Source organism: Staphylococcus sp. GDX8P80P, assembly GCF_017893095.1.
In the GTDB taxonomy this organism is placed as follows: domain Bacteria; phylum Bacillota; class Bacilli; order Staphylococcales; family Staphylococcaceae; genus Staphylococcus; species Staphylococcus borealis.
Genome location: NZ_JAESMI010000075.1, coordinates 1 through 9,808, shown reverse-complemented (window position 1 = coordinate 9,808; position 9,808 = coordinate 1). Strand labels below are relative to the sequence as shown.

The 9,808-nt window shown below is 33.4% G+C and carries 10 protein-coding genes; 4 read left to right on the top strand and 6 right to left on the bottom strand.

Going from position 1 to position 9,808, the window contains the following annotated elements; all coding sequences use genetic code 11:
* From KA858_RS07280 to KA858_RS07265, 4 genes are all read right to left on the bottom strand, one after another.
* Window positions 1-411: transposase family protein (locus tag KA858_RS07280; protein ID WP_210135340.1), on the bottom strand; the 411-nt coding region annotated here is incomplete at its 3' end.
* A gap of 107 nt (window positions 412-518) precedes the next feature.
* Window positions 519-1,340 (bottom strand): sugar kinase, encoded by an 822-nt coding sequence (locus tag KA858_RS07275; protein ID WP_210125234.1) that lies wholly within the window; start codon window positions 1,338-1,340, stop codon window positions 519-521.
* 4 nt (window positions 1,341-1,344) lie between these two features.
* Window positions 1,345-1,983: a bifunctional 2-keto-4-hydroxyglutarate aldolase/2-keto-3-deoxy-6-phosphogluconate aldolase gene (locus KA858_RS07270; protein WP_210135339.1), complete on the bottom strand. Its 639-nt coding sequence runs from the start codon at window positions 1,981-1,983 to the stop codon at window positions 1,345-1,347.
* A gap of 396 nt (window positions 1,984-2,379) precedes the next feature.
* Window positions 2,380-3,597, bottom strand: coding sequence for a helix-turn-helix domain-containing protein (locus KA858_RS07265; protein WP_107629436.1), 1,218 nt, complete (start codon window positions 3,595-3,597; stop codon window positions 2,380-2,382).
* Window positions 3,598-3,643: 46 nt separating this feature from the next.
* On the opposite strand from KA858_RS07265, the gene KA858_RS07260 reads away from it, so the two are divergent.
* Together KA858_RS07260 and KA858_RS07255 are read left to right on the top strand one after the other, a co-directional pair.
* Complete coding sequence (locus KA858_RS07260) at window positions 3,644-4,480, top strand: HAD family hydrolase (protein ID WP_107629435.1); 837 nt, start codon at window positions 3,644-3,646, stop codon at window positions 4,478-4,480.
* Window positions 4,481-4,498: 18 nt separating this feature from the next.
* Window positions 4,499-6,223: a glycoside hydrolase family 3 protein gene (locus tag KA858_RS07255; RefSeq protein ID WP_210125233.1), complete on the top strand. Its 1,725-nt coding sequence runs from the start codon at window positions 4,499-4,501 to the stop codon at window positions 6,221-6,223.
* A 445-nt stretch (window positions 6,224-6,668) separates the two neighbouring features.
* Here the strand turns inward: KA858_RS07255 and KA858_RS07250 are convergent, their stop codons facing one another.
* Both KA858_RS07250 and KA858_RS07245 read right to left on the bottom strand, forming a co-directional pair.
* On the bottom strand, window positions 6,669-7,211 hold the full coding sequence (locus tag KA858_RS07250) for a GNAT family N-acetyltransferase (RefSeq protein WP_210125235.1): 543 nt from the start codon (window positions 7,209-7,211) through the stop codon (window positions 6,669-6,671).
* 391 nt (window positions 7,212-7,602) lie between these two features.
* The gene (locus tag KA858_RS07245) at window positions 7,603-8,424 is read right to left on the bottom strand and encodes a LysR family transcriptional regulator (RefSeq protein ID WP_210125232.1); all 822 of its coding nucleotides are present in this window, start codon (window positions 8,422-8,424) and stop codon (window positions 7,603-7,605) included.
* Between the two features lie 115 nt (window positions 8,425-8,539).
* Between KA858_RS07245 and KA858_RS07240 the strand changes: the two genes are divergently transcribed.
* Both KA858_RS07240 and KA858_RS13035 read left to right on the top strand, forming a co-directional pair.
* A complete protein-coding gene (locus tag KA858_RS07240) occupies window positions 8,540-9,535 on the top strand; it encodes a YeiH family protein (RefSeq protein ID WP_210125231.1) in 996 nt (331 codons plus the stop codon).
* 83 nt (window positions 9,536-9,618) lie between these two features.
* Window positions 9,619-9,808 (top strand): rhodanese-like domain-containing protein (locus KA858_RS13035; protein WP_348634755.1); only part of this gene is annotated, 190 nt, incomplete at its 3' end.

The following is a 9,808-nucleotide window of genomic DNA, read 5'->3' as shown; positions in this document are numbered from 1 at the left end:
TGATACTAAGCATGACTTAGCAATAGATTTTTGAGAGCGGTATTCTTGTGCTTTATCTAAAACTGAAAGTTTTGGTTTGTTAGAAATAAAACAATAATCGTCGACAATATCAGATTTAGCCGTAAAATGACTATCGCATGTTTTACAATAAAATCTTTGTTTTTGAAGTTTTAAATAAGCGGGCATTTCCATAATTTTAAGCAAAGTAATCGTTGAGGTTTTCTTACCATTTTTTACTATAGAGAAATTATCATTTTTAGCTAAACAATTTTCACAATGTGTAGGTTGATAAGTGAGCTCAGCATAGTAAAACAAGCTCATTCGCCCTTTATGTTTTTTCTCAGTCACTTCATCTGAAAAATTTATATTTTTATCTTTAATTCTTAATGTATTTAATATAGACTTACACATAGGCGCATTACCTTCCTTTTTTATTTGTTGTGGTAACTAATAATTATAGAGGTAATTGCGTCATTTTTGTATTCAAAACATAAAAATTGGACTGATGAATTTTGTCATCAGTCCAATTTATTATAGAGCCCTGTTTCAGTTTGTTCGAGTTGATTTGGTGTAGAAAGAAATCCTTGTAAGCGGTTTCTTTTGTGGTTAAAAATTTTTCTCTGTGTAAATGCAATATAGTTAATGTTGTATGTTTGATGTATTTTCGTTAAAAACGGTCTAATGTCTTCAATATTAGCCATTCGATCTAAACCATCTTTTAAATCTTTGCCATCTTCACCTGGCAGTGATAAAGGCTCATAACCAAAGATTAAATCCACGTCGTATAAGAGCTCAGACATTTTTCTTCTCGCAGTTTGAAAATCCCACAACGCATCTCTAAAGTTCAAATCACAGCTTACAAAAAGACCTAATGTTTTAGCTATTTTGACCGCTTTTTTCAAGAATTCAAATAACGCATCGTTTAGTGCTGCCGTAATACCCGTAATATGAAACCATTCATGCGCTTTCAATATGCTTTCAATTTCATATTCATCAGGATTTAATTGGCTAAATACACTCATTTGTCTATCGTAAATAAGACGATTTGCTCTTTGTGCATAACCACTCTCAGTAAAATAAAGACCTAATCTGCCACTAGCACTTTTCACCTTGTCGGCATTCACGTTGTAACGTCTTAAATGTTGTATAATGTTGTCGCCAATATCATTATTAGGTAAAGCTGTTACCATTGCGGTGTCGATACCTAAGCCTGATAAGCCTATCGCAACATTCATTTCGGCCCCGCCATAATGAATATCAAACGCTTGTGCCTGTTCAAATGTTTGGTGATGCGGTGTACTTAATCGCATCAATATCTCGCCAAAAGTAATGAATGACATGTGCTCACCCACTTACTGTTTGAAATTTTCTGACAAATTTTTCTGTATTTTCTTTAATTACAGTATCGTTTCCATCTTTTGCATTTTTCATCAATGCACTACCAATGCCTACCGCATAAGCACCTTTGTTATACCAATCTTCTAAATTATCTAAAGATACGCCACCTGAAGGCATTAATTCTATATGTGGTATAGGTCCATGTACATTTTTTATGAAATTCGCGCCTAGCAAGTCTCCAGGGAATAATTTAACTAAGTCTACGCCTGATTCCATTGCTTGTACGATTTCTGTTACAGAACCACACCCAGGTAAATAAGGTACTGCGTATCTGTTACACATTTTAGCTATTTCAATATCCAAGTGAGGGCTTACGATATATTCAGCACCGTTTAAAATAGCGATTCGTGCTGTTGCACTATCTAATACAGTACCTGCTCCGATGACGATATGTTCATCGCTTGTCGCACTTAAGTGTCGAATAACTTTTTCTGCTTGAGGCGTTGTAAAGGTAATCTCAATATTATAAATGCCACCTTCTATCATTTGTTGAACAGCAGCGATTGCATCATCTTTGCTTTTACCTCTGACAACTGCGACGAGATAATTTTCATGCAATTGATTTAATATTTTTATTTTTTTCATTTTCGCAAAGCTCCTTATTTCTAATTTCTTTGCCAACCCAATTTCATTATATTTGCAAATGGCGAATCGTCAATTTAGCGCAGTCAGAAATCGCTTTCAAGCAAAAATAAACCCTTCCTACCAAACTCCTAAAAAGCTTGATATGAAAGGGTTTATAGCATATTTCTATTTTCTTAATGATGATGAATTACAACGAAATATCATCAAAATAAATGCTAAAAAAACAGTATAAATTGCTAATATTTTTTGTAAAATTTTAATGATTTTTATAAATTATTGACCTTAAATTTAAAAAAGTAGCAAATTTTCTAAATTTTCTATTACTTGAACTAGTGATAAATAAAAATGAATGATAATTTTAAATTGCAAGCAAAGTTCAACGCATCACTTCTAAGTTTAATTCACCGAGCTATATTGTTTACGATATTCTAACGGTGACAGTTGATACTTAGCTTTAAAACATTTTGTAAAGTAACTTTGCTGTTTAAAACCTATGTAATTTGAAATCTCATCAACTTTCATAGGTGTATGAATTAATAAATCTCTTCCCTTTTCAACACGTAATTGCATAATATATTGCGAAACAGATTGTCCCGTTTCCTGATTAAACAATCTTGACAGGTATGATGGTGCCAACCCAACTAAATCAGCCAATTCATTTAGACAAAGTGGACGATCCAAATTAATTTTGATGTGTTGAATGACAGTATTAATGTTAGCACTGTACTTAAGAGATTTAACCTTTAATGCGGTCTGTGCATACTCATAAATGAGGTTTTCCATTACGTGATCTAAGTCTTCAATGTCAGTGGCATCATCGATTTCTGCAGCATACTTCCCTGAGATATCATTGATGGTCAATAAATTGACGTTAGCCTTTTCAATGGCTTTCCGACATAACGTATTAACAAGAAACCCTCTATACTTATGATTTAATAAATCATCTGTGACGCGTCGTATGCCAGATACTGAAACTTTCATTAATTTAAATAAATTGAGTGCTTCATCAGCATTACCATTCTGTATGGCAGTCAGCATTCTATTTTCAATATCGTAGCGTTCTTTAATCTTATTAAATGTAAATTCATATTGTGCCTTATCTTTGGCGTGTGATTCTGGGTTACGATGAAAGCTAAAATCAATATCTTCAACACTATAATGAATATTTCTATTTTTTAAATATCGAACAGCTAGATGCGTCATATTGAGCGCTTGGCTATACTGACAAACCGGTATTTGCAGAAGATATTGTTTTAAGATGGTAAGTTTGGAATGTTTAATTTGGACTTCTTGAAGCATTTCGAGACATTTATTTTCACTCGGTCTTTGAAGTAAAAATGGACCTAATATAATCACTTGATGCGATTTTCGATATTTAAACATTAAAAAGTGTGCATCAAATTGATTCACATAGTGGTAAATCATATTACTTTTCATATTTTCTAAAAGTTTTTGTAGTTCTGCTTTATAGCGTTTGCTCTTTGTATTGGTAAAAGGCGATTTCAAGTGACTACTTACATGCTTGAGATCTTCCAAATCATATCGTTCAAGAGATACCATTAATAGTTCAAACGCATGCGTTTGTAAAATACCAAAAACTTCTCGATTTATCATATTAATCACCCTCATTTATGACTATTACAAGAAAGGATTGAAAACATTGAATTACACACTAGAACATTTTCAACCACAACATGATCACCTTATCTGCGTAGACTCAGATGGCTGTGGCATGGATACAATGACCATTAAACATGAACGTGCATTTGGACCAGCACTACTTGATATTTGGAATCTAGACGATATCAAAGATGACGTATTAAATCGTTGGAATCAATTTAACCTATATGAAATCACACGTGGTATTAATCGATTTCAAGGACTTGAAAAAATATTAACTGAATTGCATCAACAAGGTCGAACTGTAGATGGCTACGATGACATTAAAGCATGGGTAGATACGACGGCGACATTCTCAAATCCACAATTGCAACAAGATATTGAAGCTAACCCTGATAAAAAAGGTTTACGTTTAGCGTTAGACTGGTCAAACCGCGTTAATCAACTCATCCAACGACTTCCGAGTATTGGTCCTTTTGAATATGTATATGACGCTTTAAAGCGCGCCTATCATAACGCAGATATTGTGATTGTTTCATCTGCAAACCTATCAGCAGTTGAGACAGAATGGACTGAACACCAACTCACACCTTTTATAACTAGCATCTTCGCGCAAGAAGCTGGCACAAAAAAACATTGCATTAATCAACTCAAACGTTTATACGATGCAAATCAAGTACTCGTTCTAGGTGATGCTAAAGGCGATATGCAAGCGGCACAAGATAATGATGTGTTATTCTATCCAATTTTAGCTGGAAACGAAGCGACATCTTGGCTTGAATTTAAAGACAAATACTTAAATTTATTCATTAATAATCAGTTTGATAATACTATTCAAGAACATGTAATTCAACAATTTTATAATAATTTTGACTAGAAAAGGAGCATGATAACTATGGCACGAGTAGATTTGAAAGCTAAACCTTACTTTTTAAATGACGAACAAATTCAATGGGTTGAAGAGACATTGTCACATTTAACTGATGAAGAAAAAATAGGACAATTATTCTTTAATTTATTTTCATTAGAAGAAGATGGCGACTTTAACGATTCTGAGTATACAAATAAAGATATTTTAAATCGATATCATATCGGTGGTGCCCGCTATCAAGGCGGAAACAAGCAACAAGTTCAAGCGCTATTAAACGATTTACAACAACATAGTAAAGTGCCTTTACTTGTCGCTGCAAACTGTGACTCTGGTGGCAATGGAGCTTGTAAAAACGGTACGTATATCGCTTCAGCAGCTCAATGTGAAGCCGCTCAAGACAGTAAAGTCGCTTATAATGCAGGTTACGTATCTGGTCGAGAATCACAAGCACTTGGCGTTAACATTAACTTTGATCCTTGCGTTGATATTTTAAAAAATTGGCGTAACACAATTGTGAACACACGTGCATATGGAACAACTGCAGAAACCGTGATTAAATATACCAATGCCTTTATTAATGGCTTTAATGAAACACAAGATATGATCACTTGTATTAAACATTTCCCGGGTGACGGTACTGAAGAACGCGATCAGCACCTTGTATTAGGTGTAAATGAAATGACAACAGATGAATGGGATCAAAGTTTCCGAAAAGTCTATGAAAATCACATTAATAATGGGGTGGAAATGATCATGTCAGGTCATATTGCATTACCTCATTATTCTAAAAAACTCAATCCTGAGTTAGCAGACAAAGACATTTTACCAGCAACATTATCTAAAGAATTAATTACCGATTTATTAAAAGACGACTTAGCTTTTAATGGCTTAGTCGTAACAGACGCAAGTCATATGTTAGGTATGACTGCAGCCATGAAACGTGAAGACTATGTGCCTCAAGCGATTGCTGCCGGTTGCGATATGTTCTTATTCTTCAATGATTTAGAAGAAGACTTCCAGTTCATGTTAAACGGTTATCAAGACGGCGTGATCACTGACGACCGTCTAAATGATGCTGTAAGACGTATTCTAGGACTAAAAGCTAAAATACATTTACCTAAAAAGCAAGCACAGGGTACACTACTTAAAAATGAAGACGAACTTAGCGTTATCGGTTGTGATGAACACTTGGCAATGCAACAAGAAGCTGCCGATTTAGGCATCACATTAGTGAAGAACACATTAGATCAATTACCAATACGCCCTGAAACACACAAGAATATACGCTTGTATATTATCGAAGGTGAGAAAAATGGTATTTACAAATCAGATGACACTGTCGAACATAACTTAGTATCTATTCTAGAAGATCGTGGATTTAATGTGACAGTTAATGATGGCTCTACACGTGTAAAAGGTAAAACATTAGAATATCGTGATAACGTTGATGCTGCACTCGTATTCGCAAATATCGTTGGATACGCTGCTGAAAATAACTATCGCATCCGATGGTCAACTGCAATGAGTAACGAAATTCCATGGTACGTTCATGAAGTGCCTACCGTCTTTACATCACTCAATTTCACAACACACTTACATGATGCAACAATGGTCAAAGCCTATATCAACGCGTACCATTCAAATAAAACAACATTAGAAACCGTTGTAGATAAAATCATGGGCGAGTCAGATTTCAAAGGCGTGCCAAATGATTTAGTCTGGACAGATAAATGGCAAGCTAAATTATAATCATATAATATTTAAATTTATACAAAAACGCTAAGATACGCTCTTATTCAAAGGTGAGCGTATCTTAGCGTTATTTTCTTTGTTCAAGATAATGTGTAATTTATCAAATAATTATTTTAATTATTATTAATATGAAGAGAAATATACAATGAAAATATTCTTCATATAAATATTTGGAATGATGTTAATTAATAATCTCATCATGAAAAATAGTGGGACAATATTTTTCATGATATCAAAGAAAGGAAGAAAAATAACACTTATTATGCCAATAAAAGAAATATAGTTGAAGTATAATTAAAAACGATACACCATTTAGGTTCTTCATTTATATTCTTTTTGTTTATGTATCAAAACGCCTTATCAATTTATGATTAAAGACCGTTGGTTCAAATGTAGAATAACTTAAATCCAACGTCAAATCGAACTGATAAGTATAAAATGCTTAATTATAATACTCTTCTCTCAACAAACTATACACATAACTATCCGAGAACTTGCCACGTAAACGTTCGTTACTTCTCAACACACCCTCTTGCGTAAAACCAAGTCGTTCAGGTATGGCCCTACTTTTCGGATTTCGTGTCGACATTTGAATTTCTACGCGGTTAATATCAAACGTTTCGTACACGTAGCGAATCAACGCCTTTGTGCATGCCGTCATAATTCCCTTTTTTTGAAAATGCTCAGCCAAATAATAACCGATAGACGTACGTTTGTTAACAAGGTCTAAATAATGCAAGCCGATGACACCTACAAGTTCATCGTCATACCATATGCCACAATGAAAGCCGTCACCACGCGTAAATTGTTGTAACGCCGACTGAATAAATGTCTTACTGTGCGCAACATCAGTTGTATATTCGACAAATGGCAAGAACTCGCCTAAATAATCACGATTGCTATCTACTAAGTTGAAAAGTTGATCCGCTTCACGCTCTTCTAATATTTTTAACGTCACATGTTCATTCACTTGATAACCAAACATCATCGATATCGCCTCCAGTTAAAATTGTCAAATTATTCGGTAAATTACATATATAGTAACACAATTATATGTATTTTTATTAAAAGCTTAAATTCCATTCTATTTTGCATTAGCATAAAATGCTTGAAATTAAAAAATGACACATTATATTCCTCACCGCGACAATAAAAAATTGGAGTCTGAAACATACATAATATAATAATGCTATTTTGCAAATTCGCAGTAACTGACTGAACTAAGAAGGCACTTAAGTCAAGCTTGTCCCAGTTCTAGTCATCCTTGTGATTGAGGCGCCCAACAGAGAGTATTTCATTAAGACATTGCTCAAGCTAAGCACACTGGAGACAGCGCATTTAAGATAAATTTTGTCCCCCTCCACATCTTATATATATTATTCCATAATCGTTTCAATGACAGTTCTAATATTTTTATCGATATATTTATCAACATGTTTAACTAGATAATAATGACGTTTCACATTAAGTGTTTTTATCACTAAATTTTCATAATCTTCAGGATTAATTGCTGATTTGGAAATAATAGCAAATCCATTTCCAGCCTCTGCCATTTGTTTAATAATACTAATATTATTAATTTCTACTAAATAGGGATTTAATTTTAGTTCGGAAAGTCCTGCCTCTTGATAAAATCTCGTTCCTGATCCTTTTTCTCTAACGAAGCATATATCCATTCTAGGTTTAATTGATTTTTTATAAATATACACCATTTCATCTTCAATTATTGTTTTACATTCTATCGCATTATCTTGAATATCTTTTTCTACAATACCAATATCTACTCTATTGTGTTTAATATCGTTTATAACAGAATCTGAATTATTAATACGTAAATGAATATGTAACTTCGGATGTTGTTGCATAAGGATGGTGAGTTTTTCTGATAATAAATATTCACCATATGTATAACTACTTCCGACCGTTAGCGTGCCTGCGATGGTTTCGGATTCAGATGCTAAATTTTGCCATAATTCTTGTTCAATACTTTCCCGTTGCAATGCATATTGTAAAAGCTTTTCTCCATCATTCGTTAGTTTTAAATATGGAGACTTAAATTCAAATATATTTACATTATATTTTAATTCTAGACGTTTAATATCTCGACTAACAGACGGTTGTGACGTATATAAATTTTCTGCTGCTCTAGTAAAACTTTCTGTTTTGATTACTTCAATTAATACCTTATACGGATCCATGTATCATTCTCCTTCAAGTCTAATATATCATTTTTGATATAGATACTATACTAATTATTTATTTAACGTTATAACGATAACGTGCTAAGATTTCATATTGAGGTGAGAAATACATATGAAATCATTAACGCAAGCGTCATTTATAAAAGGCATTATATTTACATTTGTGATTGCAATTACCAGTTATATATTAGCTCAATTTCCTATTTTACATACAATTGGGGCTTTAGCTATTGCAATCATTTGTGCGATGATATACCGCCAAATCAAAGGTTATCCAGAACATCTTCGTCCTGGTATTACTTTTGCATCGAAGCGTTTATTAAAATTTGCGATTATCTTATATGGATTAAAACTAAATATGGGAGATATTCTAGGCAAAGGCTGGAAATTATTACTAATTGATATATTCGTCATTATCTTCTCAATTAGTTTAACTTTAATTTTAAATCGTATGCTTAAAGGAAATAAAGATATCTCTATACTACTTGGTATCGGTACAGGTGTATGTGGCGCTGCAGCTATTGCTGCTACAGCACCAATTTTAAAATCTAAAGAAAAAGACACCGCAATCAGTGTAGGTATTATTGCGCTAGTTGGAACTATATTTGCGCTAATGTATACAGCCATCGAGGCTATTTTTAAAATACCTGCGATAACTTATGGCGCTTGGGCAGGTATAAGTTTACATGAAATCGCTCAAGTCGTTTTAGCAGCAGGTATTGGTGGACCAGAGACAATGACGTTTGCTTTACTTGGAAAATTAGGTCGTGTTTTTTTACTCATTCCATTAAGTATTGTCTTAATTCTGTATATGCGTTATCAATCAAATTCAGATCAACAACAACAAAAAGTTCATATTCCTTATTTTCTAATTGGCTTTATTTTAATGGCTTGTATAAATACGTTTATCCCTATACCTTCAATGTTGATGAATATTATTAATGTCATCACAACGTTATGTATGTTAATGGCAATGGTCGCTTTGGGGTTAAATATCGTTTTAAAAGACGTCATCTCAAGCGCACTTAAACCTTCTATCGTTATCTTTATTACTTCAATTTGTCTATCTAGTGTGACACTCCTAATCGCGTATATAATGTTTACATAGATGATTATGTTATACGTTTATATGCCAACAAAACATGCATTCTAAAATACTGAAATGCACGTTTTTTCAATCATTGTACTTCAATCCTTGAACAGGCTTCTGTTTTTGTTCACTATCTCTCTCCAGTTGAAAATGGTGAACTATTATTATTAGATGTGCGTCCCACAGAAGAATATGAAAGTGGCTATTTCCCTGGAGCAATCTCCATGCCGATTGAGGAATTAGAAGACAATGTTTTAGATTGGAGATATGTAAACATACTAAGATTAGCTG

Excerpts from the sequence above, each read along its gene's own strand:
- KA858_RS07255 (WP_210125233.1), top strand. The coding sequence starts at position 4,499 with ATGGCACGAGTAGATTTGAAAGCTAAACCTTACTTTTTAAATGACGAA.
- KA858_RS07275 (WP_210125234.1), bottom strand. The coding sequence starts at position 1,340 with ATGTCATTCATTACTTTTGGCGAGATATTGATGCGATTAAGTACACCG.
- KA858_RS07240 (WP_210125231.1), top strand. The coding sequence starts at position 8,540 with ATGAAATCATTAACGCAAGCGTCATTTATAAAAGGCATTATATTTACA.
- KA858_RS07265 (WP_107629436.1), bottom strand. The coding sequence starts at position 3,597 with ATGATAAATCGAGAAGTTTTTGGTATTTTACAAACGCATGCGTTTGAA.
- KA858_RS07245 (WP_210125232.1), bottom strand. The coding sequence starts at position 8,424 with ATGGATCCGTATAAGGTATTAATTGAAGTAATCAAAACAGAAAGTTTT.
- KA858_RS07270 (WP_210135339.1), bottom strand. The coding sequence starts at position 1,983 with ATGAAAAAAATAAAAATATTAAATCAATTGCATGAAAATTATCTCGTC.
- KA858_RS07250 (WP_210125235.1), bottom strand. The coding sequence starts at position 7,211 with ATGTTTGGTTATCAAGTGAATGAACATGTGACGTTAAAAATATTAGAA.